The 22,728-nt window shown below is 63.6% G+C and carries 14 protein-coding genes; 11 read left to right on the top strand and 3 right to left on the bottom strand.

Annotated features, from left to right (window positions below; genetic code table 11):
- Positions 1 to 133 precede the first annotated feature (133 nt).
- The 9 genes from HMPREF9465_RS05115 to HMPREF9465_RS05075 all read left to right on the top strand — a co-directional run bounded on the left by HMPREF9465_RS05115 (position 134) and on the right by HMPREF9465_RS05075 (position 16,779).
- The gene (locus HMPREF9465_RS05115) at positions 134 to 3,736 is read left to right on the top strand and encodes an exodeoxyribonuclease V subunit gamma (RefSeq protein WP_005434739.1); all 3,603 of its coding nucleotides are present in this window, start codon (positions 134 to 136) and stop codon (positions 3,734 to 3,736) included.
- Positions 3,729 to 7,316, top strand: a complete 3,588-nt coding sequence (locus HMPREF9465_RS05110) for a UvrD-helicase domain-containing protein (protein ID WP_005434738.1) — start codon at positions 3,729 to 3,731, stop codon at positions 7,314 to 7,316. Before HMPREF9465_RS05115 ends, HMPREF9465_RS05110 begins: the two co-directional genes overlap by 8 nt.
- Positions 7,313 to 9,280, top strand: a complete 1,968-nt coding sequence (recD, locus tag HMPREF9465_RS05105) for an exodeoxyribonuclease V subunit alpha (RefSeq protein ID WP_005434737.1) — start codon at positions 7,313 to 7,315, stop codon at positions 9,278 to 9,280. The genes HMPREF9465_RS05110 and recD overlap by 4 nt, the downstream gene beginning before the upstream one ends.
- Positions 9,281 to 9,492: 212 nt before the next feature.
- Positions 9,493 to 10,479, top strand: a complete 987-nt coding sequence (locus tag HMPREF9465_RS05100; protein WP_005434736.1) for an HlyD family efflux transporter periplasmic adaptor subunit — start codon at positions 9,493 to 9,495, stop codon at positions 10,477 to 10,479.
- Between the two features lie 25 nt (positions 10,480 to 10,504).
- A complete protein-coding gene (locus tag HMPREF9465_RS05095) occupies positions 10,505 to 12,361 on the top strand; it encodes an ATP-binding cassette domain-containing protein (RefSeq protein ID WP_005434735.1) in 1,857 nt (618 codons plus the stop codon).
- Positions 12,358 to 13,572 (top strand): ABC transporter permease, encoded by a 1,215-nt coding sequence (locus HMPREF9465_RS05090; RefSeq protein WP_005434734.1) that lies wholly within the window; start codon positions 12,358 to 12,360, stop codon positions 13,570 to 13,572. The genes HMPREF9465_RS05095 and HMPREF9465_RS05090 overlap by 4 nt, the downstream gene beginning before the upstream one ends.
- Positions 13,566 to 14,675, top strand: coding sequence for an ABC transporter permease (locus HMPREF9465_RS05085; protein WP_005434733.1), 1,110 nt, complete (start codon positions 13,566 to 13,568; stop codon positions 14,673 to 14,675). Before HMPREF9465_RS05090 ends, HMPREF9465_RS05085 begins: the two co-directional genes overlap by 7 nt.
- Before the next feature lie 45 nt (positions 14,676 to 14,720).
- Positions 14,721 to 15,362 (top strand): TetR/AcrR family transcriptional regulator, encoded by a 642-nt coding sequence (locus HMPREF9465_RS05080; protein ID WP_005434732.1) that lies wholly within the window; start codon positions 14,721 to 14,723, stop codon positions 15,360 to 15,362.
- Between the two features lie 226 nt (positions 15,363 to 15,588).
- Entirely contained in the window at positions 15,589 to 16,779 is a 1,191-nt protein-coding gene (locus HMPREF9465_RS05075; protein WP_196793854.1) for a sugar transporter, read from the top strand.
- Here HMPREF9465_RS05075 and HMPREF9465_RS05070 read toward each other — a convergent pair.
- Entirely contained in the window at positions 16,751 to 17,728 is a 978-nt protein-coding gene (locus HMPREF9465_RS05070) for a TOTE conflict system archaeo-eukaryotic primase domain-containing protein (RefSeq protein ID WP_005434730.1), read from the bottom strand. The genes HMPREF9465_RS05075 and HMPREF9465_RS05070 overlap by 29 nt on opposite strands.
- Before the next feature lie 263 nt (positions 17,729 to 17,991).
- Here HMPREF9465_RS05070 and HMPREF9465_RS05065 point away from each other — a divergent pair, with 263 nt between their 5' ends.
- Entirely contained in the window at positions 17,992 to 18,453 is a 462-nt protein-coding gene (locus HMPREF9465_RS05065) for an Hsp20/alpha crystallin family protein (protein ID WP_231289348.1), read from the top strand.
- 98 nt (positions 18,454 to 18,551) lie between these two features.
- Here the strand turns inward: HMPREF9465_RS05065 and HMPREF9465_RS05060 are convergent, their stop codons facing one another.
- Both HMPREF9465_RS05060 and HMPREF9465_RS13390 read right to left on the bottom strand, forming a co-directional pair.
- The gene (locus HMPREF9465_RS05060; RefSeq protein WP_005434728.1) at positions 18,552 to 19,445 is read right to left on the bottom strand and encodes a universal stress protein; all 894 of its coding nucleotides are present in this window, start codon (positions 19,443 to 19,445) and stop codon (positions 18,552 to 18,554) included.
- A 105-nt stretch (positions 19,446 to 19,550) separates the two neighbouring features.
- Complete coding sequence (locus HMPREF9465_RS13390) at positions 19,551 to 20,990, bottom strand: hypothetical protein (RefSeq protein WP_196793853.1); 1,440 nt, start codon at positions 20,988 to 20,990, stop codon at positions 19,551 to 19,553.
- 217 nt (positions 20,991 to 21,207) lie between these two features.
- Here HMPREF9465_RS13390 and HMPREF9465_RS05050 point away from each other — a divergent pair, with 217 nt between their 5' ends.
- Positions 21,208 to 22,272, top strand: coding sequence for an IS110 family transposase (locus HMPREF9465_RS05050; protein WP_005434726.1), 1,065 nt, complete (start codon positions 21,208 to 21,210; stop codon positions 22,270 to 22,272).
- The last annotated feature ends 456 nt before the right edge of the window (positions 22,273 to 22,728 follow it).

The following is a 22,728-nucleotide window of genomic DNA, read 5'->3' as shown; positions in this document are numbered from 1 at the left end:
CTCTTCACATCCGCGAAGCACGTCCGTGTGCGTCACATAATGACGCACGGGCGCGTATCGTGGCATGAGGGGCGGGTCTTTTGTCAACACCCGCTAGAATGAACTCATTCCTGTTTCAAGCGATCCTCCAGACATGATCCACACCGTCTACAGCAACAGCTACGAGGTCTTGCGCGTCTGCCTCATGAACAACATCGAGGCGCTCGGCGTCTCCACAGGCGGGTCGGGCGGCGCCAGTCTTTTCGAGCGCGCCTTCGAGAAAGTGCCCGTCATCACGCCCAACAACGCGGTTGAGGAGGACCTCCGCCGCGCCGTTGCCGACCGCGACGGCATCTGCGCGGGCATCGACTTCATGAAGCTCTCCTCCTGGATGGGCTTCTTCTCCAAGGAGCCCATGGCCAACATCGTCGGCAACGAGGCCGACTGGATGATCTGGGACCTGTTGCGCCGCACGGGGTCTGGGAGCTTCCGCGAGGGCCCGGGTCGCGAGCGCCTGCGCCACTATCTCGAGGGCAGGAGCGACGAGGACGTCTGGCATCTGGCGAGGCGCATCGCCGAGGTGTTCGTCGTCTATTCGACCTATCGTCTCGACTGGGTCCTCGACTGGCTGGGCATGCATCCCGAGATGCTCAACGACACGGACGCACGCACGACAGAGCAGAAGGTGCTTGAGCGCCATCCCGACTTTGCATGGCAGCGCGACCTCTGGCGCGAGCTCGCGAGCCGCCCGTCCTGGCGCGGACGCCGCTTCCTCGAGGGCTTCCCCGACATGCTCCGCCGCCTCGCCGCGAGCGGCGGCTCTAAGCGCGTGAAGCTCGAGAACGACTTCACCGTGACGCTTCCCGATGCGCTGCACGTGTTCGTGCCTTTCGTCGTGCCGCCCGTCATGCTGCCGATCATCAAGGCCTATGCGGCCTCGGGGCGCGACGTCTGGTTCTATCTTCTCAATCCCACGAGCGAATACTGGTACGACCTTCTGCCGCGCAGGCTCTTCGACTGGAAGAACGCCCCCGAGGGCGCCGAGCTCGACGGACATCCGCTTCTTGCCGACAACGGCGGGTCGACCCGCGCCAACATCGACCGAATCTGGCGATTCACGGCCGCGCCTGACACGGCTGCGGGCCTTTCGGAACTCGGCGTGTCCGAGGAGCTCGATGAGGACACCGTCAGTCGTCTGCCGCAGGGAACCCGTAGGTTCCTGTCGTCGGACTTCCTCAAGGGATATGCGGGCCGGCATCAGGAGATCCGTGCCGACATGGCCGTTGCCAACGACAGCTACTACATCGAGCGGAACAGCACCGATCTTCTCTCCCGCGTGCAGGACTCGATCCTGAACCTTGATGCGGATCTCAAGAAGACGGGAGGAGGCGCGCCGCTCTTTCGCGAGGACGACCGCTCGATCCGCTTCATGCGCTCGCCCACGCCCACGCGCGAGCTTGAGGCGCTTGCCGACTGGCTGCACGCGCAGTTTGCGGCCGATCCCGGACTCGGTCCCGACGACGTGCTCGTCGTGACGCCCGACATCTCGACCGCCGCGCCGCTCATCGCCAACGTCTTCGACAGCCTGCCGCCCGAGCGCCGCATCGAATGGCGCATCTCGGGCCTTTCGGGCTTCGAGGCCGACAAGGCGGCTCAGGCCGTGCTCGGACTCGTTGAGCTCGTCACGGGCCGCGCCACGCTCGAGTCGTTCGAGGCTTGGATTGCGCTCCCGCATGTTGCGAAGCGCTTCGGCTTCACGTCCGAGACGGTGCCGATGCTCGGCACCTGGCTTCGCGCCGCGGGCTACCGCTACGGTCTTTCCGACGCGCACCTGCGCAATCTCGATCCCGTCACCCATGCGAACGTCAGGGACATGACGCTCTCGCGCGCCGTCGAGCGCCTCGTGATGGGCTTTGCGCTGCCCGCCTCCGAAGGCGATCCGCTCTTTGACACGCTGCCCGTCAGGGGCACCGAGGAGGACGGCTGGAAGGACGTGAGCGAGGAGCCCGGACTGCTCGACGCCGTGAGCAGGCTCGCCGCCTCGCTCGAGGGCTTCAGGCTGCGCACCGAGAAGGCTGCGGCCCCCGAGGCCTGGACGACGTGGCTCGCTGACGCAACCGCCGTTTTCTTCAGGGATGACGAGGGCGGGGCCTTCAACCGCATCCGCAACGCGGCCGCCACGTTGCGCGAGGAGATCGAGCGCGCGGGCGTGACCGAAATTCCGTTCGGCATCTTCATGAAGAGCCTCGAACTTGCCCAGGAGACCTCGCCCGGCGGCGGCATGCCGACGCCCCGCGTCACCTTCACGGGCATGTCGCAGCTGCGTCCGCTTCCCTACAAGATCATCGCCGTCGTGGGTCTCAACGAGGACTGCGCCTTCCCCGGCAATCCGCACCGCCAGGAGTTCGACCTCATGGCGCATGCAGCCCGCCGCGGGGACCGCGACAGCCGCCGCGACAACCGCAACGTCTTCCTCGACATCCTGCTCGCCGCGAGAAGGACGCTCCTCATCTCGTACGTCTGCGGAACGGGTGCGGGTTCGGCCGAGCGCCAGCCATCCGTGGTCGCGCAGGAGCTTCGAGAATGGCTGCTCACCTTTGCGCCGGGCCGCGCCGAACGCCGCCGCGCAGAGGCGCTCCTCACCGTCAACGTGCCGCTCAACGCCTATTCGACCGAGAGCTTCCGCGATGCGGGCAGGGGCTGGCGAAGCCATGATCCCGCTCTTTTCGAGGCGCTCAGGAAGGCCGTGTCGGCGGGCTACGCCGCGACCGAGCAGAAGTTCGCCGATACTGGCCTCGAGGTCTTCAGGCGCACCGAAGTCTCGGTGCGCGAGATCTGCGACTTCTGGAAGGCGCCTGCCAGGAAGACGCTGGCTGCGGCCGGCGTCAGGCTTCCGGACGAGGCAGGCGACGACGAGCGCGGCATGATGCCGCCCGATGACGGACTCTCGAGCTGGATGCGCAGGAACGAGGCCCTCGAGGCCGCTGCGTCGGGCGACTGCGCGAACTGGCTCAGGCGCACCGCCTGCGATCCGAGGTTCGGAGCCGAGGGCATTCGCGACTGGCTCAGCGAGGACGCGGCCGCCTATGCGGCCAGGGTCGAGGAGCTCAGGATCGAGGCCGCCGTCGGCAGGGAGCTGCCCGAGGAGGATCTCGAGATCGACCTCGGCGAGGGCTTCCCCCGCGTGACGATGCGCCTCAGGGGCGTGTACGAGTCCGGCGACGTGCGCCGCTTCGTGCGCGCGACGGTTTCGAAGGGCACGGGCAACCCCGTGACGCTGGCCTTCACCGAATTCATCGCGGCTTGCGCGCTTGAGCGCGTCGACGAGGGCGCAATCATCGCGGGCTGGACCAAAGAGCTCGGCAACGGCGTGAAGGAGCCCAAGGACGACACCAATCCCGAGAAGCTCGTGACGATCGCCTTCAAGGCCTATTCGGCCGATGAGGCGCGCAGGATCCTCCGCGCCCTGCTCAGGCCCTGTCTCGCTGCGGCGGCTTCGGCCGCCCAGGGCGTCGACACGTTCGGTGATTATGGGGAGGAGGACGAGTCCGCCGACCTCATTCTCTGGCGCGGAGGCGACTTAGACAGGATGCGCAGGGTTGCGGACGAAAGGCGCAAGATGCGCTTCGAGCTTTTCAAGAAGAAGCTGCTCAAGAAGACACAGGACGAAAAACTGGTGGCCGCTTTTGAAGAAAAGGTGGACGAGGCCCTCAAGGCCATGGCTGAACCGACGCAGGATGACCAGCAAGATGACTAAAGACACGAATTCCCGTTTCGAAGCGGTGCCGCCGCTTTCGGAACTCAATGACGGCGACGCTGCGGCCGCCTGCGACGCCGTGCCCGAGTACTGCGACGATGTGCCGTCGTGTGCGGACGTCGAGGACTGCGCGGCTGCGCAGGAATCCTGCGTCCCCGACGATTTCTTCGACGACGCTCCCGCGTCCGAACCTGAGCATGAGGAGTCCCTCGCCGTGAAGTCCGCCGACAGCGACGGCTTCGTGGTGGAGAAGGCCGACCTCACCGTTCCGACGCTTCTTGAGGCGTCTGCGGGCACGGGCAAGACCTTCTCGATCAAGCATCTGGTGCTCAGGCTGATCGTCGAGCAGGAGATCCCGATCAACAGTCTTCTCGTCGTGACCTTCACGAAGGCGGCCACGGCGGAGCTCAAGAGCCGCATCCGCGAGCATCTTGCCGAGACGCACAGCTATCTGACGGGCATCTACGCCGCCGAGGACGTCGATCCCCTCGTCGTGAGGCAGGTGGAGATCTGGCGTGGCATGTCCATCAGCGACGAGGATGCCGTCAAGCGCCTGCGCGAATCGCTTGCGCGCTTTGACGACTCGGCCATCAACACGATTCACGGCTTCTGCCAGAAGATGCTCTCCGAACACGTCTTCACGTCGGCGGGGAACTTCGATACGGAGCTCTCGGACGACGACGCAGCCCTGCGCGACGAGGTGACGGAGTCCTTCCTGCGACGCGAACTCGACGCCTGCACGTCGGCCGACGAGCGTCGCCTGCTTATGCAGGGCGACGACTGGGCGGAAAAGCTCAGAACGCTGGCCGGCCTGCCCGAAGATCTGGCAAAGCGCGTCATTCCCGACGATGTCGAGCCGCTGCCCCGCGAATGGCTCGAGCGCTTCATCGGCACCGCGCCTGCGGCGCTTCGCGCCCTCAAGCGCGCCAGGAGGCTCGCGACCTACGACGACCTGCTCGCCGAGATGTGGCTCACGCTGCGCGACGATGCCACGGGCGCCTTTGTGGCCGGCATCAGGAACACTTACAGGGGCGTGCTGATCGACGAGTTCCAGGACACGGACCCCGTGCAGTTTGCCATCTTCAGGAAGCTCTTCCTCGAGATCCCGAAGAGCGAGCGCTCGGCGGACAAGCCCCGCGCGCTCTTCTTCGTGGGCGACCCGAAGCAGGCCATCTACAGCTTCCGCTCGGCCGACCTCGACACCTACATGCGTGCGCGCAAGCTCATCAGTCGCCACAGCCGCCTCGGACGCAACTTCCGCTCCTGCCCGAAGCTCGTCGAGGCGGTCAACCGGTTCTTCTCGATCGCGGGTCCCGACGCCTTCCTGCGCCACGACCTCGCCTACAAGCCCGTCGATGCGAAGGTCGACCGCACGGGCCTCTTCCTGCTCGACGAGGATGGGATCTGGCGCGAGGCGGACGTATTTGAAATCTGGTACACCGAGGAAGGGCTTGAGGGCAAGGACGCGATGAACGTTGCGACGGCCCGCTCTGTTGCCGACGACATCGCCCGACTCATCACGCTCGGGCGCGACGGCAGGGCTGCGATCGCCGCAGGTCCCGACGACCATGTGATCGGCTCGGTCGTGATCGAAGTCGAGGACGGCGAGACGAAGAAGCCCGTGGCGAAGACCATTGCTCTTCGCGCCGTCGAGGCCCGCGACATTGCGATCCTCGTGCAGAAGCGCGGTCACGTCGACAATGTGAAGCGGGCGCTCGCCCGCCGAGGCGTGCGCGTCGTCATGAAGAGCAACGACGACGTCTTCAGGACCGAGGAGGCGCACGACATGCTCTGCCTGCTGCACGCCTTCGCCGAGCCCGGCGTCGAGCGCGTGCTCACGGCGCTCAGGGCGACCCGTCTCATGGCCGCCACGCTCTCCGAGCTCTGCGACCAGGACGAGCAGGCGCGCTCGGACCTTCGCGAGCGCCTTGAGGCGGGCGTCGCCCGCTGGCGTCGTGCGGGTGCGGCGGCTGCGCTCTCGGCCTTCATCGACGAGGAGCACCTCGCCGAGCGCCTGTTGCCCGTCGAGGGCGGCGAGCAGCGCCTCACGAACTACGCGCACATCATCGAGCTTCTCAACGAGGCGGGCAGGAAGTATGCGACGCCTGCAGGCCTGCTGAGCTGGTTCGAGTCCGCCAGGGCGCAAAAGGGCGGCGAGACGCGCAACCTGCGCCTTGCCTCCGACGCGAACCTCGTGACGGTCGAGACCATTCACTCGAGCAAGGGCCTGCAGTATCCGATCGTCTATCTGCCGAGTGCCGAGTCCATGGCCGTCATGAAGGGGGAGAAGCGCTCCGTCTTCAAGCAGAGCGACGCTTCGGGCATGGAGCTCTCGATCACCCACGGGGAGGTGCAGGAGTCCGATGCGCTCAAGGTCAAGCGCAAGGAGGAGCTCGTGCGCCTTGCCTACGTCGCCATGACCCGTGCGGCGTGCCGGCTCGTGCTCGTGGTGCCACAAAACAGAACGTCTACGGGCTGGCACGGGAATTACAGGAAGAACGCCTACTTCATGGCGCTCACGGGCTCGCTCGAGCCGGATCGCGACATCGTGCTCGACAGTTTCCGGGAGCTCGGCAGCCTGCCCGGCGTGCGCTGCGTCGAGATCGAGACGCTCCTTACGGAGACGGCCGACGACATTACGGTCGCGCCGCCCGCGCTCGATACCGATCTCGGCGTCGATCACGCGAAGCCCATCCTGCCGAAGTGGCGCGTGAGCTCGTTCTCAAGCATCAACCGCTCCGTCACCGACGACGAAGTCGCCTGGTTCGGTCCAAAGCAGTCGGCCGGTCCGCTCGAGGGCATTCTGGCCTTCCCGCGCGGCACGAAGGCGGGTGACGCGATGCACGGCATGCTTGAGATCGCCGACTTTCCCGCAGTTGCGCCCGATACGCCCGAGGCCGATGCGCTGCGCCGCAGCATCGCCCGCAGCCGGATCGAACAGTTCCTCTCCTTCCCCGATGAGGCCTCGCTCGACAAGGCCGTCGGAGAGGCCGCGCGCATGATCTACGACGTCGTCAACGCCGAGATCCTGCCCGGCATCCGCCTGCGCGACGTGAAGATGACGGAGCGAGCCTCCGAAATGCCGTTCCTCCTGCGCATGCGGGACGGACTCAGCGCGTCGGACCTCAAGGATACGCTTGAGAGGTTCGGGGATATGTACGCGATTCCGAACCTCTCGGACGACGACCTCTCGGGCTTTCTCACGGGCTTCATCGACCTTGCGTTCGGCGCGAAGGGCAGGTTCTGGATTCTCGACTGGAAGAGCAATGCGATCACCCGCTTCGTGAGGACGCAGGCCGACTTCACGCAGCATGTCATGTCCGACGAGATGCGCGTGCACCGCTACCGTCTCCAGTACCTCATCTACCTTGTGGCGCTCAGGCGCTTCCTCAAGGCGAGGCTCGGGCGCGACTACGACGACTCACTCCTCGGTGGCGCCTGCTACGTGTTCCTGCGCGGCGTCAGCGCCGATGCCCGGCGAGGCCCCGAAGGCATCCAGGGCGTCGTATACGACCCCGTGGGCGCCGAAAGGATCGCCCGCCTTGACGAACTCTTCCTGCCTGAATGGGAGCAGAAATGACGAACATCACCACCAACGATCCCGGCCGCACACTCCCGCCCAAGCTTGCGGAGTTCGGCGAGTCGCTTCTTCGCATCGCCGACCGTGCGCGCGAGGCGCAGGGGCTCGAGCCCTTCGGCGAGGACATGCACGTCTTCATGCGTGCCGTCACGTCCGCCTTCGCGGGCGCCGACGACCGCGGCAGCGTCTGCGTAAGGCTTTTCGACGTTGCGCGCCGCATGGGCCTTGAGGTCGGGGAGGACGAGGAGGCGTACGACGCGGACATCCGCGCGCATCTCGAAGAGCTCGCCCGCTGGGGGCTTGCCGCTGCGGGTGCACCCGCAGAGGGCGCGCGCCCCTTGGCGCCCCTCATGCTCGACGAAGGCGCAGGCGGGCTTACCTCCCGACTTTATTTTGCGAGGTTCTTCGCCGAGGAGCAGCGCCTTGCGGCTGCGCTCGTGCGGATCGCCTCGAAGCCTCCGCGCACGCTTCCCGAGGTGACGGCCGCGCTCGTCGAGAAGCTCACGGGCGCCCTGCACGCCGACGAACTCCAGACCAAGGCCGTGAGGCTTGCGCTCGAGAACCGCCTTGCGGTGATTTCGGGCGGTCCCGGCACTGGCAAGACGACCACCGTGGTTCTCATCCTCGAGTGTCTGCTCGAGGAGAACAAGGACCTTTCCATCTATCTTGCCGCTCCGACGGGCAAGGCCACGAGTCGCATGCGCCAGTCGATCGTCGCGATGACCCAGGGCCCGATCGCGGGCAATTTCCCGCGCATGAAGGAGGTCGTTTCCGAGGAGACGGCTCAGGGCGCCCCGCGACGCGTCGAGGAGCACACGATCCACAAGTGGCTCGTCAAGAAGACGCCTTCGGGCGAGAAGCCCTCGGCGGACAATCCGCTTCCCGCCGACGTGCTCATCATCGACGAGGCCTCGATGGTCGACATCCATCTGGCGGCCCGCCTCTTCGAGGTGGTCTCGGAGAGTACGCGCGTGATCATTCTTGGCGACAAGCACCAGCTCGCCGCCGTGGGACCGGGCGCCGTCTTTGCGGACATCTCCGCCACCGACGGCGCGCTTGCCGCAAGCACGGTCGACCTCAAGACGAGCCGCCGCTTCGCCGAAGGCTCCGTCATCGCCAAGCTTGCCGCCGCGATCAATCACGACGGCGGGATTTCGAGCTCCACCGCCTGCACGACGGTCAAGCGCCTGCTGGCCGACGCGCAGACCGACGGCGACCCTGACTGGCGCATCGCCTGGGACGACGCCATGCCGCAGGGCGAAGGCGGTTACGGCCTGGCGCCCGCTGCCACCGCGTGGCTCGAGGAACGCTTCTCGCGCTACACGGCCGCGCTCATCGACTACATGCGCGTCGTCACGCGCCCCGAGCCGAAGGCCGACGACCTGAAGGCCGCGGGCCGCGCCCTCTGGGAGATCTTCCAGACCTTCAGGCCGCTGTGCGCCCAGCGCCGCGGCCCGCAGAGCGTCGAGGGCATCAACGCCTGGGCCGAGGCTAAGGTCAGGACGGCGCTCGCCGGCGCAGACTTCAAAACCTTCGCCGAGGACCGCTGGAACTATCCCGGCCGCGCCGTCATCATCCGAAGCAACGACGACATCCTCGGCGTCTTTAACGGCGACGTCGGCATCGTGCTCCCCGACGAGCACGGCGACCTGCGCGCCGTCTTCTTCGACGCCGACCGCAGCATGCCGCCCGCGCTCATGCCCGCGCACGACACGGCCTTCGCCATGACGATCCACCAGTCCCAGGGGTCCGAATTCCCCGAGGTCGCCGTCTTCCTGCCGACCGACCCCGCCTCGGGCCTCGCCACCCGCGAGCTCCTCTACACGGGCGTCACCCGCACCAAGCGCTCCGTCGACATCTTTGGCACGGAGCGGGTCCTCAACGCCTCCGTCGAGAATCGCACCGTGCGCGTCTCGGGCCTCGCCGACCGCCTCGCCGAGCGCGCGAAGGCCGCCCGCGGCTGACCTTCCCGCACCGTCACCAGAACCTCGAAAAGGCCTCTCCCCGCGTCCGAATAGGGGCCGGGAGGGGCCTTTTGCACCCTCATTGTGAAATGGCCGGTCAGTACAAAACAAAGGTGACCGACGGGTTCAAAATGGGCTGGAACGGTGTTATAGTCTCCTTAAGAAAATGAACCGGGCGATTCAAAATGAATCCGCCCTCAAGGAGGCTTGAAATGGCGGTTGGAAAGAAGGCCGTGGTGCTGGTCGTTGCGGCGGCGGTCGCGGCGGGAGCAGGCTGGGGCTTCGCAGAGTGGCAGAAGAGCCGCGAGGCGAAGCCGAGCGTGGCCTGGGGCAGCGTGGATGCGCGCGAGGTGTCCCTGGCCTTCGAGGGGGGCGGGCGCATCGCCGAGCTTCTCAGGGAGGAAGGCGAGGCCGTGAAGGCGGGCGACGTGATCGGGCGCCTCGACACGCGTGCGCTCGAGATCGAGCGCCGTCGCGCAGAAGCGCAGGCCGAAGGGCTTGACGCCCAGTGGCGTCTGGCCGAAGAGGGCTTCCGCAAGGAGGAGATCAGTTCCGCGAAGGCCGAGCTCGATGCGGTGGAGAGCAATCTTGCGCTTGCAAGAAAGACCGAGGACCGCCAGCTCAAGCTCTGGAAGGCCAACGCCACGACGGCTCAGAACGTGGACAACGCGCGCTGGAGCCGCATTGTGCTTGAAAAGCAGGCTGCGAGCGCCCGTGCGGTCTACGAACTCAAGGTCGCGGGTCTGCGTCCCGACGAGGTCCGCCAAACGAAGGCCGCCCTTGATGCGGGCCGCGCCGCCGTCGACTCGCTCACCTATCAGATCGAGACGGCCGCCGTTCTCGTCTCGCCCGTCAACGGCGTCGTGCGCACGCGCATGGCCGAGCCGGGCGACATGGCCTCCGCCGCGAGGACCGTCTATCAGATCAGCATCATGGATCCGAAGTGGGTCCGCGCCTACGTTTCCGAGACCCAGCTCAAGTACGTGCAGGAAGGCGCCGAGGCGCTCGTGACGACCGACACGACCGAGCCGCTCAAGGCCCGCGTGGGCCACATCTCGAGCGAGGCCGAGTTCACGCCCAAGACCGTTGCGACGCAGGACCTGCGCACGGTGCTCGTCTACGAGGTGAGGCTCAACGTCGAGGATCCGGGCAACCGCCTGCGTCTCGGCCAGCCCGTGACCGTGGACTTCGCGCCCTGAATCCGCCGCTGGAGGAAAGCACGTCATGACGACATCCGTCATTGAAGCGTCGGCGCTCTGCAGGGTCTTTGCGTCCGAGGACGGACGCGAGCCCGTGCGTGCGGTCGACGGCGTCACCTTCGCCGTACCGCCCGAGGCGCGCTTGGTCGCGCTCATCGGTCCCGACGGCGCGGGCAAGTCGACGCTCATGCAGATGATCTGCGGGCTCGTGGGCCAGGACTCAGGCTCGCTCAGCGTGCTCGGGCGTACTCCGGACCCCGACGACGAGGACTTCGTCAACGCCGTGGGCTACATGCCGCAGACGCTCGGCCTCTACAAGGACCTCTCCGTCATGGAGAACATGAAGCTCTTCGGTGCGCTCAGGGGCGCGAAGCCTCCCGAAGACATGACGATCGAGGCGTACTACGCGAGCCTCATTGCGCTCACGGGCCTTGAGGGCTTCGAGGGCCGCCCTGCGGGCAAGCTCTCGGGCGGCATGAAGCAGAAGCTCGCGCTGGCCGTCGCGCTCGTGCGCGCGCCCGCGCTCCTTCTCCTCGACGAGCCCACCGTGGGCGTCGACCCGCTCTCGCGCCGCGAGCTCTGGGCCGTGATCCGGCGCATGGTCGGGCAGGGCGTCACGACGTGCTTCTTCTCCACCGCCTATCTCGAGGAGGCTGAGTCGGCCGACTGGGTGCTCTGCATGTCGGAGGGTCGCATCATCGGCTCGGGCACGCCCGCGGAGCTTCTCGGGCGCACGAAGGGCCGCACCTATGCGCTCGATCTTTCGGGTTTTTCAGACGCCGAGAGGAAGTCGCTCTCGCGCCGCATGATGCTCAAGGTTTCGCCTGCCCCCGAAAAGTCGGTCTTTCTCGACGCCGTCCCCCGCGACGGCGGCATCGACCTGCTGCTCAACGCCCCCAACACCCGCGAATTCGCCGAGCGCGAGGTCGAACTCGCGCTTCGCAGGGACGAGACGGGGACCGTTCCCGACTTCGACGTTCTCGAACGTGCGCCGCGCATGGAGGACGCCTATGCGCTCCTCACCTTCACGATGGAGACCGTGCGCGCCGACGACGCCGCCTCGTCCGCAGCGCCCGACCCCGACGATCCGGGGCGGCTTGACACGGGCGACGTGCCGATCCGCGCGCGCGATCTTTCGCGCACGTTCGGCAGCTTCGTGGCGGTCGCTGACACGACCTTTGACGTGAAGCGCGGAGAGATCTTCGGCCTGCTCGGCCCCAACGGCGCGGGCAAGACCACGACCTTCCGCATGCTCTGCGGCCTTCTTGCGCCTTCGGGCGGAGAGATCGAGGTCGTGGGCTGGGATCTTCGCGAGGCCAAGGCCGAGGTGCGCGCCGAGATCGGCTACGTCGCCCAGAAGTTCTCCCTCTACGACAAGCTCACGGTCGAGCAGAACCTGCGCTACTTCGGGCGAAGCTACGGCTTCTGGGGTCCGAGGCTCACCCGCCGCGTCGCCGAGGCGATGCGCGGCTACGGGCTTTCGGCCTACAGGCGCATGCCTGCCAAGTCGCTGCCCGTGGGTGCGAAGCGCGATTTGTCGATCGCCTGCGCGCTTCTTCACCATCCGAAGATCCTCTTTCTTGACGAGGCGACCTCGGGCGCCGACCTCGCGTCCCGCCGCGCCTTCTGGCGCAGTCTCACGAAGCTTGCGGCCGCAGGTACGACGATCGTCGTGACGACTCACTTCATGGAGGAGGCAGAGTACTGCGACCGTTTCCTCATCCAGGACGCGGGTCGCATTCTGGCGCTGGGTTCGCCCGGTGAGGTGCGCGCCTTCGCCGCCAAGGATGCGCCGGGCCGCACGATCCGCTCGATCGAGGACGCCTTCATCGCCATCGTCGAAGCCGCCCGAGCTGTGAGGAAAAAGGAGGCCGCATCATGACCGCCGCGAGAAAAACAGGACTGCTGCGCTTTTCGGCTTCCAGATGTCTGGCGCTCATCGTCAAGGAGTGGCACCAGATCGGGTGCGATCCGTCTGCGCTCGTCATCGGCGTCTTCCTGCCGCTCTTCATGCTGCTCGTCTGCGGCTTCGGCATCTCGATGGACATGAAGGACGTGCCCGTCGCGATCGTCCTCGAGGAGCGCACGCCCGTCGCGCAGCGCATTGCCGTCGACTTCACCGCGAATCCGTACTTCGACGCGAAGGTCTTCTACGCGAAGGCGCCCGCCGAAAAGGCGCTTGAGGCCCGCGAGGTCGAGTGCATCCTCACGATTCCGGCGGGCTTTGCGGCCAACGCCCAGCAGGGCGAGGCGGCCGAGCTCGGCCTCACGGTCTACGGCGTCGACAGCAATTCCGCGACGCTCTTCAAGAGCTACGTGCTCGGACAGCTCAACAGCTCCGTCACGAAGATGGTATCGAACGGCATGATCGAGTCCGCCGTCGCCTCGCGCGTCTCGGCTGGGCCCGTCAAGTCGCTCGCGTCCCGCAGTTGGTTCAACGAGGCGAGCATCTCGACCTGGTACCTCGTACCGGGCATCCTCGTCATCGTCGTGGGCGCAGCGTCCACCATGATGAGCGCCATCGTGATCGCGCGCGAATGGGAGCGCGGCACCATGGCCGCGATCTTCGCGACGCCGGCCTCGCCCCTTGAGATCTTCCTCGCGAAGTGGCTCAGCTACTGGACGATCGCCTTCGGCGGCTCGCTCCTCTCGCTCTGCACGAGCTTCCTCGTCTTCGGACAGCCGCTCAGGGGAAGCATCGCGGGCGTGCTCGCCATCCTGCTCACCCTGACCGCCATGGGCACGGCGCTCGGCCTCTTCATCTCCGCCAAGGTGAAGAACCAGTTCCTCGCGATCGAGCTCGCCGTCGTGCTCGCCTACATGCCGAGCCTGATGCTTTCGGGCTTCCTCTTCGATCTGAGGAGCGTCCCTGTCTGGATCGAGTTCGTCGGCAGGCTCCTGCCGCCCACCTACGCCGTCGAGGCCTTCAAGCAGTGCTTCCTGGCGGGCGACGGTCCGATCCTGTGGCGCAACGTCGGGATCCTCTGCTGCTGGGCCGCGCTCTTCTTCTGCATGGCCGTGCGGGTCCTGCGCAAGCGCCCGCCTGTGACGGTCCCCGACAAGTCCGAACCGAAGGGAGGCGCATCATGCTGAAGTCCCTCTGGCGGGACGTGCGCGCGTCTCTCAACCGCATCTTCGCCATCGTCGTGAAGGAGTTCGCCGTCACGTTCGGCGACAAGGGCTCGCGCATGGTGCTCATCGCGCCTGTGTTCCTGCAGGCCATTCTCTTTGGCTACGGCGCGACCTTCAACCTTGAGCGCGTGCCCTGGGTGCTTCTTGACGAGTCGCACTCGTCGGCCTCGGCCGAAATCGTGCGCGGCATCACGGGCAACGGCATCTTCGACCTCAAGCGAAACGCCGTCTCGCTCGCCGACTTCGAGAAGAGCATCGACTCGAGTGAGGCGCTCGTCGGGGTCTACTTCCCGAACGACTTCGACCGCAAGGGCGAGATGATGGTCGTCTCCGACGCTCGCAACTCCACGACCGCGGGCATCGCTTACGGCTACATCAGCTCGATCGCGACGCAGGTCAACGCGAAGCACGGCGGCGGGCTCGCCGTCGAGGTGCGCGACCGCGCGCGTTGGAATGAGAACGGGATCACCCGCTACACGATCGTGCCTGGCCTCATTCCCGTGCTCGCGCTCATTCAGGTGCTGCTGCTTGCCGGTCTCTCGGTCTCGCGCGAGCGCGAGGACGGCTCGTTCGACATGATGCTCATGACGCCCGCCGACAGCATCGAGATCCTGATCGGCAAGGCCGTCATGCCGACCCTCATCGCCTGCGGACAGGCCTTCCTGATCTTCGAGATCGGCTTCCTCTGGTTCGAGCTTCCTTTCAAGGGCTCGTTCCTGCTGCTCGGCCTCGTGATCTTTGGATTCAGCCTCTGCATGGTGGGCCTGGGTCTGGGCGTCTCGGCCGTTGCGGACAACATCCAGCAGTCGATCGTCATGATCATCGTGATGATGCTCCCGATGGTGATCCTCTCGGGCCTCATGACGAGCGTGCGCGCCATGCCCCACTGGATGCAGACCGCTACGATCCTCAATCCGCTTCGCTACAGCATCCAGGCCATCCGCGCCGTCTACTTCGAGGGCGCGGGCCTCATGGACATCCTGCCGCTCGTCTGGCCCGTCGCTCTCGTGGGGCTCGGCTCGATGAGCCTCGCAACCTATCTCTTCAGGCACAAGATCTCGTGATCTGCGCCGAAGACAAGAAACTTTTGAAAAGGGAGTCAACCGGACATGGCCGTCAAGACTGAAGACAAGCGCCGCCGCATCCTTTCGGCGGCCCTCGACTGCTTCGAGGAAAGGGGCTTTGCCGCCACCCGAATGGAAGACATCGCCCGCAGCGCGGGCGTCGCCAAGGGGACGATCTACAACTACTTCAAGGGCAAGGAGGAACTCCTGCACGCGCTTGCCGAAGGCATCGCGGGCGTCATGCACCGCAACCTCGAAAACGTGACGAGCTCCGAAAACGAGGGCCTTCCCCTCAAGGATAGGCTCATGAAGGTCGTCGCGCCGCTCACCGACGGCACGCCGCGCTCAAAGCGCAACCTGCGCGTTTTCCGACTCGTCTGGGCCGAGGGCCTGCGCTCGCCCGAGATCATGCACGACCTTTACGCGAGGCTCTTCGTGCCTGTCTTCAGAAATGACGGCCTTCTTGCCCGCATGCTCGAGAAGGAGGACGTCCCCGACTTCGTGCGCAACCGTCCCGTCGTCCTCGTCGCGCCGCTCATCCAGTCGATCTTAATCCACGTGCTCGTGGGCAACGAGCTCATCGGCTCGCCCCGCGAGTACATCAGCGACTACTTCGACTTCATCCTCTCGAAGAACGCACGCGAGGAGCACGTCCCCGACGTTCGCCTGCCCGACGAAGACGCCTGACGAGCGGCCCTCAAGCTTCATTCGGGGCGGGGCGCAAGGCCGCCCGCCCCGTTCGTTCCTCACACAGAGCAAGTCTCCCGCAGCGGCTTGATGTGCGTCATTGACGCCGCTTCAGGCCGCTGCCTTCGCCGGACGGCTGCGCTAAGATTCTCATCCGCCAAAAAAACGCAGGTCCCGCCTGCGGATGAAAACGACAGTCCCGGACAAAATCAAAGCGCACATCATCATGACCGACACCGGCGAAAAGACCATCTTCATGCGTTGGCTTCCCGTATTGACGCTCACGCTCTGCACCTTCGTCTTCAACACCTCCGAATTCATTCCGATCGGGCTTCTCACCGACATCGGCCGTGACTTCGGCCGCACCGAGGCCGAGATGGGTTGGCTCGTGACGACCTACGCCTGGGTCGTCGCGCTCATGTCGCTGCCGCTGATGCTGCTCGCCTCGAAGATGGAGTGTCGTCGCCTCATGATGTCGGTGCTTGCGCTCTTCGTCGCGAGCCACGTGCTCTCGGTCGTCGCATCCAACTACTGGATTCTCCTCGCGTCGCGCCTTGGCGTCGCCTGCTCGCACGCGATTTTCTGGTCCGTCGTGAGCCCGCTTGCCGTCGAGGTTGCACCGAAGCACAAGACCTCCGCCGCGCTCGGCCTTGTGGTCGCGGGTTCGTCCATCGCCATGATCGCGGGCCTGCCGCTCGGACGCGTGCTCGGCCTCTATCTGGGCTGGCGCATGACCTTCCTCGCCATCGGGCTTGTCGCGGCGATTGCGCTCGTCTGCCTCTGGCGCTTTTTCCCGAGCGTGCACAGCCGCAATGCCGTGGCGCTCGACAAGGTGCCAGCACTTCTGAGCCGGCCCGCTCTCATGGGCATCTATATCCTGACGCCGCTCATCATGACGGGGAACTTCACGGTCTACTCGTACATCGAGCCCTTCCTCGCGCAGGTGACCGGCATGCATCCCGACCGCATTACCTGGGTGCTCGTCGCCTACGGCGCCGTGGGCATTCTCGGCAGCTGGATCTTCTCGCACTTCTTTGACCGCCGTCCGATCGGCTTCCTGCAGTTCTCAGTGTTCGGCATCGTCGCGAGCCTCTTTCTCATGGCGCCTCTGGGCGGCGGCGAACTCACGATCGTGCTGCTCTGCATCTTCTGGGGGCTTGCGGTGACGCTCTACAACCTGGTCTTCCAGTCGGCCATCATCCGTGCCGTTCCGTCGGGCACGGCCGTTGCCATGAGCGTCTATTCGGGCATCTATAACGTGGGCATCGGTTCGGGCGCCCTCGTGGGCGGCCTCGTCTGCACCCACGCCTCGATCGCCGACATCGGTTGGGCGGGCGGTGCCATTGCGGCCGCAGGCGCGCTCTTCTGTCTCCTGCGCGTCGGTCCCGTCATGCGCGGTGTCTTCGCGAAGTCCTGAGATGCATGCGGGCTTGACGCATGAATGAAAGGCGGGCGTCCCTTCGAATGAAGGATGAACCACCGCGCGCCTTGGCTTCAGGCTGCATGGGAAGCGCCACCAGATTGCCGATGCTGCTGTTGCCGCGCGGCAGTTCGTCCTGACAGGGAATGATGCGGTCGAAGGAGTCGAGCTTGAGTAGCCCCTCATCGGCGATTGTGAGCGCAATCAGTCTTTCAAGAACCCGTCTGACCACTGCGGCCTGCATGGGTACGGACAGGAAGAGCCACAGGTGCACGCCGCAGGCGGATCGGGAGATTTCAGGAACGAGTGGAATGCCGTGCTTTCTGGCGGTCTTGATGACGGCTTTGCCGTCACGCTCCCAGTCACTGTTATCAAAGTCAAGAACGGCAAATCGGCAGGTGTTGTCCGTCAGGAGCGGATAGACGCCCATCACGATGTCGCCTTTGAGATGGAAGTAGTAGGTCCCGGCAGTCACCTTTTCGTAGGCTCGGTGCGGGCACAGGTGGCACTTCAGGCTGCAGCCTTCGGTGTAACGCATGGTGCATTTCGGCGAGTAGCCGGACTTTTGCGCGTCGGTCCTGGAGGCCCAGCGGGTTGCGTAGACATCGGATCTGCCTGCAAATAGACCTGCGAACAGCTCGACCTTCTCTCGTGAAGTGAGATCCGTTTCCGCAACAATCTTCGGCGTCTTGACCAATTGTTTTCCGGTGCTGCCGCATGGGGCTTGTGTTTTGGCTTCAGCGTCCGTCCACGGCTCATCAGGAATCTCGAGGCCTGACGTGGCGGTTGCGGGCGGGGTTTCGACTGCTTTGAGCGGTTCGACGGCTTTGGGCAAACTGCTTTGGCTGCGCAGCGCCGAGATTTCCGCCTTGAGTTCGAGCACGACTTTCTGAAGGTCAGTGACGACCCGTGTCAAAAGGGCAAGTTGAGCCTTCACGTCTTCCATGACGCATCTCCGGGAGCTTCAGGATTTTTCGAGTATATCCGAAGGCTCTCGACAATCCTTGAGCCGTCTGAAGAGGAGGGGAGCCTTCCTGATGCACGAACTCCGCTTTTCTTTTGCCTTTAGGCAAAGGTTTCGCTTTTTCCGAGCTTGAAATCAGACTTGAAGCCTCCATATAGTCCTCAGAGAGAGGTGCGGGGCGCCCGAAAGGGTGCCGCACAGGCACTTCTCCGAATGCACACCGCCATGGTCGACGGCAGAAGACAATGAAGGAAAACAAAATGCTGCTTCCGTCTGTTTTTGGTGAAGACCTTTTCGATGAAACGTTCCCGTTCGCCGGCATGACCGATCGTCACGGTCATGACAAGCTCTTCGGCAACCGCGCCGGCCGTCTGATGAAGACCGACGTGCGCGAAGGCGAAAAGAGCTGGGAGCTTGATGTTGAGCTTCCGGGCTTCCGCAAGGAGAACATCAGCGCCACGCTCAAGGACGGCTATCTGACGATCAGCGCTGAAAAGGCCGTTGAGGAGACGCAGGAGGCCGAAAAGAAGGGCCAGTGCGTTCGCCGCGAACGCTGGTCCGGCGCTCTGAGCCGCGCGTTCTACGTGGGCGAGGGCGTGACTGAAGAAGACGTCAAGGCGAAGTACGAAAACGGCGTCCTGAGCATCTCGATCCCGAAGAAGGAGGCGATCGAAGCCAAGGCCAAGAAGATGATCGCCATCGAATGAGGTCATTCCTCTGGTTTTCGTCGATGCATTGACGCATGAATGAGACGCGGGCGTCTTCCTGATCGGAAGGCGCCCGCTTTCAGTCATGCGGATTGTGCTTATCGGATGATGAGCAGCGGCACGGAGCTGTTGGCCGCGATCTTCTGGGCGGTGGAGCCCATGAGCGCGGAGCGCAGGTTGCCGTAGCCGTGCGAGCCCATGAGGAGCAGGTCGAGCGGCGTGTTTTCGGCGTAGTCGGCGATCACTTCGCCGGGGTTGCCGTCAAGGCGCACGGGGCGCGGCTTGATGCCTTCGGCCTCGAACTTGGGCATGAGGGCGGCCATCACTGCGTCGAAGTGCTGGCCGCGAAGCTTGACCATGTCGGCGGCGGCCGTCGGACTCGACATCATGCTTGCCATCGAGGAGAGGCCGATCGTATGGGTGGAGCGGCCCGCGTTGAGAAGCTCGTAGCGGGTTTCGGAGCCGAAGAGCGCGCGGTTCTTGAGCACGAAGTCCACGGCGCGCTCGCCGTATTCGGAGCCGTCGCAGGCGATGCCGATGCGAAGAAGCGAGGTCCCTTCGGGGAGCTTGTCGCGCAGCATCAGGATCGGACGGTGGGTGTGGGCGAGAACGGCGTTCGAGACGGAGCCGAAGAGGAAGCTGCTCACGGCGGAATGCCCGCGGATGCCCATGATGATGAGGTCGGCGTCGACGAGGTCGGCTTCCTTCACGATCTCCTCGGCGGGAGAGCCGACGGCGTAGTGCATCTCGATGTTGAGCTTCGTGTCGCCGAGCAGGGCGCGCACGGACGCGAAGAGGCTTTCGGCCTCCTCGGCGTAGTAGTCCTTGATCGTGAGCGGTTCGAGGCTCGTGATCATGCGCTGCGGCACGGGATGCTGCGAGAAGAAGATCGTGATCTTCGGAGCGGCGCCGAGCAGGTCGGTGCGGGTGGTCAGGAATTCAACGGCGCGCAGGCTGTGTTCGGTGCCGTCGACGGGAACGAGAATGTTCATAAGTTTACCTCCAGTGCCCTCTTCGCCTCTTCTGCGGACCGCCGACAGGCAGGCCCTGAGCGAGGGACCTCATGTGAATATCATGCCTGCTTTTTTTGCTTTTGTCTAAACAACCTCGCCACTGAAGTGGGAGGGTTTCGATACAGTCGAGGCTTTTCGCCTCGGGGTTGTCCCCGATTTGCTGTCACTCCGACCACGAAATCCTTGCTGACGCAACCCTTGTACGGTAAGGGACGGAATCCCCCGCCGTCGGAACCTCCCGAACTCGCGCTCGGTGATTCCTTCTCGGGCTTGAATGACTACGACACCGGCGTCAAGCCAGGCTGTTACTCCGGCTAGAACGGCCTCACAGATCCGTTCCGGGACGTAGGTTTGTTTTTCAAGATCTGCGTACAACAGATTCAGACAAGCCGCCGCATCGCGGTCGATCCAGCGATCGTCGTCATCGTTGCCCAATCGTACGCGGCGCTCCCAAAGTTCGTGCTTGACAAATTGGCCCGTCAGCAGATTGTGCTGCGTGGGCTTGAGCTTCTTTGGCGATACGACTTCCACCAACAAACCGGCGCTTTCAGCCTTGTTCGTCAGTTGTGCGTATAACGCTGCCGGCGCATGTCGCCCGATGGTCTTGCCGAACCGTCCCCTCTGGAACGCCTTATAACTATTGTCCTCCACAATGATGTGGCCCGCATGGCCGAGAAGCCAGTTGCAGACCTCGCCGTGCTCGCGCTTGCGAGTTGCGGCCGAAAGACGAAAAATCTCCGCTAGTTCTGCCCGCAGACTTTCATAGCGCTTCGAGAACCGCCACTGAAGCCTTCCGGACTTCACCTTCAGAGACTTGTGCTTCTTGCCGTGACGAACCACCTCAACCGTTTCGTAGTTGTCGGGATTCGTCGCTTGGCGGCTGCGCTCCATCGCACGCTGAAGCTTGCGCACGGCACGGTGATCCGTGTCCGCGCTCGGCGCAATCTGCACTTTGGCAATTGTCCCGTCTTCAGTCGCATAGGTGAGCGACCCGAGTCCCGGATCAATGGCCATGCGCAGATCCTTGCCGGCGTAGGCGTGCTTCAGAGGGCTTGTTCCTTCGGCAACAAGTTGCAGGAGAAAGCGCTCCTTGCCCTTGCGCATTTCACGCACGATCCGACAATACTTCACCTTTCTGGGCCTTGTGGGATCCGTCGGATCCTGCAAAGCTCGGGTGAGCCAGTCGTCGCACTTGTCAACGCGAACACGGTATACGTGCTTGCAGACGGTTACGCACTGCTGATCTGCTTTCCAGATGATGCCGGTGCGATTGGTCTTCCCTTCGATCGAATGCAGTCCGCGTCGAGAACTGATGAACCTCGGAGAGCCGCCGTTGTAGAGGTGGCGTTCCACCGAGATCCACGCTCTCGAAGCAAGTTTTTGAGATTCGTTGATACCGAGCAGGTGGCAACGTCCCGAAGCCTTGCGGTGCTTGGCGACGTCGGCATGAAAGTCGTACTCGCTCAAGCGGAACCGCACGCGAAGATCGCGGAAAGCCTTGGTTCTTTCACTGCTCTTCGGCATGGCTCTTGCGGTCTGCCACTCGGCCGTGGCGCGCATTTTAATTAGATGGTCAGCTCCAGAAGGGGCATCGAACACCGGAGACCATCAATGCAGAACTTGACAACTTGCAAACAAAAGAAGCACTCTCTCTTAAATCTCGCTTCTGGCCGAGAGTACCGCGGCATCTAAGTGCCAATGAGTCCAGTGAAAACTCAAACGATAAGAGGAGTGCTTCGTCATGAATACTACACAAGTTTTTGAGAAACGCAAGATTGCCGTTGCGATCGGCATCGACCTGGCCAAAGACCATTGCGACGTTGTTGCATACAATGCCGACAACAAGATCTGCTTCACCAAAGCCAACTGGGCCTACCCGCACCTTATGGAATGGCTTGCAAACGCACAGCCTGCAGTTGTCCTGATGGAGTCATGCAAAGGTTGCCATGTTCGCGCACGTGACATTGCCGATCTCGGCCATGACACCCGGCTCGTCAAAGGGGCTGATGTCAAGGCATTGCGCAATGTTTGTCAAAAGAACGACATTCGAGATGCGGACTACATTGCCAGGCTCCTCTACGTCCCCGGCACCAAATTCGTCTTCGTGAAGAATCAACGCCAACAGTCGCTGCAATTCCTTCAGAACGAGTACAAGAGCATTCAGGAGTTGCGGATCCAGGTGGGGAATCAGATCCATGCCGGTCTCGAAGAGTTCGGCTGTCCCGGACCCAAGTCGAAAAAATTCATCCAGTCTCGCATGATGGCTCACCTTGAAAAGAATGCGGAACCGATTCCTGAGGAAGTGATGTCGTCTTTTCTCCGACGACGCGAGATGTGGCTCAACCTGTTCGAGCAAGAGGAGGAAGCCAAAAAGCGCATGGAGGAGATCGCCAAGACGGATGACGACGCCCAACGCATTATGACCGTACCGGGGGTTGGTGCTCAGACGGCAGTCGGAATGTTGGTGCACATCGGAGGCGACATCGGGCGGTTCAAAAACAGCGGGCAGTTTGCCGCCTCCATTGGGCTTGTTCCAAAGCAGAACAGCACCGGTGGCAACACCACGCTAAACGGCATCACAAAATGCGGCCCCAAGAGGCTGCGAGCGAATCTGGTGCAATGCGGACAGGTAATACTCATGCACGCCGATAAGCTGAAAGGGAATTTTGGCGATTGGGTTCGAAAGTTGCGAGACAGCGGCAAGAAACGAGGTGTGATTGTCTGTGCAATTGCAGCCAAGATCGCCAGAATTGTTTATCGCCTGATGAAGGACAAGGTAGATTACACACCCGTACCGAGCCGTTAAAGGTACGGATCGCGCATAGCGATCATCGGCAATATTCCGCCAAGGACTACGAAGGCAACTACTAGTGATGAATCGTGCTCAACGCAATAGAGTGATGCTGAGTGTTCTGATGTGATATCGCCTTGATGGCATTAATCACGCCATTTTTATAAAACACCTCTATTGTCCCGAATCTCACTATGTCGGCGGAGGCTTAGGAATGAATGCCTCCTGACCGCGGATGTATTTCAGTGAAGCCCTTTCTTCAACTTCGATTATTGTTGAAAGCGGTTCTTCTGGTAGAAGTCTGAACGAAGTCACTAGCGCGTTCCGCGCTAAAGATTTGGACGGGATCGAAGACTGATGACAGCTAATTGTGCGCGAGTCGATGTAGGCTCTCGAGCGTCTCTCTAAGCGCTTTCCAGGCAGGAGAATGGGGAATTTAGCCTATTCGTGCGCCAACACGCGACGCCGGAG

Origin of the sequence: Sutterella wadsworthensis 2_1_59BFAA, assembly GCF_000297775.1 — a bacterium.
Lineage (GTDB): Bacteria > Pseudomonadota > Gammaproteobacteria > Burkholderiales > Burkholderiaceae_F > Sutterella > Sutterella wadsworthensis_A.
This window is presented reverse-complemented; position numbering and strand designations above follow the sequence as displayed.

Bases quoted from the DNA above. Each gene is read 5' to 3' on its own strand.
- HMPREF9465_RS05090 (WP_005434734.1), top strand. From the start codon at position 12,358: ATGACCGCCGCGAGAAAAACAGGACTGCTGCGCTTTTCGGCTTCCAGA.
- HMPREF9465_RS05060 (WP_005434728.1), bottom strand. From the start codon at position 19,445: ATGAACATTCTCGTTCCCGTCGACGGCACCGAACACAGCCTGCGCGCC.
- HMPREF9465_RS05050 (WP_005434726.1), top strand. From the start codon at position 21,208: ATGAATACTACACAAGTTTTTGAGAAACGCAAGATTGCCGTTGCGATC.
- HMPREF9465_RS05095 (WP_005434735.1), top strand. From the start codon at position 10,505: ATGACGACATCCGTCATTGAAGCGTCGGCGCTCTGCAGGGTCTTTGCG.
- HMPREF9465_RS05115 (WP_005434739.1), top strand. From the start codon at position 134: ATGATCCACACCGTCTACAGCAACAGCTACGAGGTCTTGCGCGTCTGC.
- HMPREF9465_RS05070 (WP_005434730.1), bottom strand. From the start codon at position 17,728: ATGGAAGACGTGAAGGCTCAACTTGCCCTTTTGACACGGGTCGTCACT.
- HMPREF9465_RS05080 (WP_005434732.1), top strand. From the start codon at position 14,721: ATGGCCGTCAAGACTGAAGACAAGCGCCGCCGCATCCTTTCGGCGGCC.
- HMPREF9465_RS13390 (WP_196793853.1), bottom strand. From the start codon at position 20,990: ATGCCGAAGAGCAGTGAAAGAACCAAGGCTTTCCGCGATCTTCGCGTG.
- HMPREF9465_RS05110 (WP_005434738.1), top strand. From the start codon at position 3,729: ATGACTAAAGACACGAATTCCCGTTTCGAAGCGGTGCCGCCGCTTTCG.
- HMPREF9465_RS05065 (WP_231289348.1), top strand. From the start codon at position 17,992: ATGAAGGAAAACAAAATGCTGCTTCCGTCTGTTTTTGGTGAAGACCTT.
- HMPREF9465_RS05075 (WP_196793854.1), top strand. From the start codon at position 15,589: ATGACCGACACCGGCGAAAAGACCATCTTCATGCGTTGGCTTCCCGTA.
- HMPREF9465_RS05085 (WP_005434733.1), top strand. From the start codon at position 13,566: ATGCTGAAGTCCCTCTGGCGGGACGTGCGCGCGTCTCTCAACCGCATC.
- recD (WP_005434737.1), top strand. From the start codon at position 7,313: ATGACGAACATCACCACCAACGATCCCGGCCGCACACTCCCGCCCAAG.
- HMPREF9465_RS05100 (WP_005434736.1), top strand. From the start codon at position 9,493: ATGGCGGTTGGAAAGAAGGCCGTGGTGCTGGTCGTTGCGGCGGCGGTC.